General features: G+C 70.0%; 3 protein-coding genes. All 3 read left to right on the top strand.

Annotation, left to right across the window (positions count from 1 at the left end):
• Window positions 1–368: 368 nt before the first annotated feature.
• Window positions 369–929: an elongation factor P gene (efp, locus tag ACYVE7_RS33255; RefSeq protein WP_460370450.1), complete on the top strand. Its 561-nt coding sequence runs from the start codon at window positions 369–371 to the stop codon at window positions 927–929.
• The gene (gene nusB / locus ACYVE7_RS33250; protein WP_460370448.1) at window positions 929–1,345 is read left to right on the top strand and encodes a transcription antitermination factor NusB; all 417 of its coding nucleotides are present in this window, start codon (window positions 929–931) and stop codon (window positions 1,343–1,345) included. Before efp ends, nusB begins: the two co-directional genes overlap by 1 nt.
• 157 nt (window positions 1,346–1,502) lie before the next feature.
• The coding region (locus ACYVE7_RS33245) for a methyltransferase domain-containing protein (RefSeq protein ID WP_460370446.1) at window positions 1,503–1,922 on the top strand (420 nt) is incomplete at its 3' end.

The following is a 1,922-nucleotide window of genomic DNA, read 5'->3' as shown; positions in this document are numbered from 1 at the left end:
GTTTGCCGGGGGCGGCCTGGGCGGGGGCGGCGGTCACGGTGGTGGCCGCGAAAGCGGCTCCCGCGGCGGCGGCGGAACCGCCGATCATGCGGCGGCGGCTGAGATTCGTCACGTTTCAGGGGGTCCTTAAGGCGCGGGGGGATCGCTTCTGCAAGGCTCGCCGCTCAACGTAGGGGACGATCGACACGGTGATCAAGGACGACCTGAAGACCTTTCACCTTCCGGGGGTCGCGGACGCTCCGCTCTTCGGGCCCGCCACGGCCGGTAAACTGACAGATCGAGTTCCGGAACAGCTCACCCAGACCATGAAGAGCCGCTCGTCCTGATTGACCGGGGGCGGCGGCCGAGGACAGGAAAGACGGACGATAGTGGCCTCGACGAACGACTTGAAGAACGGCCTAGTGCTGAAGCTCGACGGTGGCGAGCTCTGGTCGGTGGTGGAATTCCAGCACGTCAAGCCGGGCAAGGGGCCCGCCTTCGTCCGCACCAAGCTCAAGCACGTCAAGTCCGGCAAGGTGGTCGACAAGACCTTCAACGCCGGCACCAAGGTGGAGACCGCGACGGTCGACAAGCGCGACTTCACCTTCTCCTACAAGGACGGCGACGACTACGTCTTCATGGACTCCGAGTCCTACGAGATGATCCACGTCACGCCGGTCGCGCTCGGTGACGCCGCCAAGTTCCTGCTCGACAACGGGCAGGCCATGCTGGCGATGCACGAGAGCGAGATCCTGTACGTCGAGCTCCCGGTGACCGTCGAGATCGTCGTCGCGCACACCGACCCGGGCCTGCAGGGCGACCGCTCCACCGGCGGCACCAAGCCCGCCACCCTGGAGACCGGCGCCGAGATCAAGGTCCCGCTGTTCATCACGACCGGCGAGAAGATCAAGGTCGACACCCGCGACGGCGCCTACCTCGGCCGCGCCTGATGGCAGCCCGCACCAAGGCCCGCCGCTACGCCTTCGAGATCCTGTTCGAGGCGTGGCAGCGGGACTCCGAGCCCGCCGAGGTGCTGCTGCGGCGCGCCAAGCCCAAGGGCGAGCAGCTCGGTGAGCAGGCGCTCGCCGTGCGGATCATCGAGGGCGTCGCGGCGCACCGCGAGCGCATCGACGAGCTCCTGTCGACGTACGCCGTCGGCTGGACCCTCGACCGGATGCCGGCCGTCGACCTGATCGTGCTGCGGATGGGCGCCTTCGAGCTGCTCTGGGCCGAGGACGTTCCCGACGGCGTCGCGATCTCCGAGGCCGTCAACCTGGCGACCGACTTCTCCACCGAGGAGTCCCCGAAGTTCGTCAACGGCCTCCTGTCCCGGCTCCAGGACCTGAAGCCGAGCCTGACGCTCTGAGACCTCGTGCTGAGACCTCGTGCTGAGGCATCGTGCCGTTGAAAGGCCGCCGCGGAACCCTCCGCGGCGGCCTTTCCCGTTCCCGCCCTGGCGCGGTCGCGCCGCACGTCGGCGCAGGTCGGGCGGGAATGTCGGGGGCGGTGGTTAGGGTGCTGTCATGACGCTTGCAGAGGATGGGGTGCGCCGGGGCCGGGGGTCAGCGGGGGTGCGGACCGCCGTGGTGTGGGAGGCGCTGCGGCCCGTGCTGGGCGGAGCGCCGCTGGACGTCGTGGACGTCGGCGGGGGAACCGGGCATTTCGCGGTGCCGCTGGCCGAGCTCGGCCACAAGGTGACGGTCGTGGACTCCAACCCCGACGCGCTGGCCGCTCTGGAGCGGCGCGCCGACGAGGCCGGGGTGATCGTGGTGGGCCGGCAGGCCGACGCCCACGAGCTGCTGTCGGTCGTCGAGGAGGGCGTCGCCGATCTGGTGCTCTGCCACAGCGTCCTGGAGTACGTGGAGGATCCGGCCCGCGCCCTGGCCGCGCTGACGGGCGCGGCACGCCCCGGCGGGTCCCTGAGCGTCCTGGTGGCGGGCTCG

It is taken from the genome of Actinocorallia lasiicapitis (genome assembly GCF_054778695.1).
The sequence above is the reverse complement of the archived record's forward strand: the minus strand, read 5'-3'. Positions and strand labels throughout refer to the sequence as shown.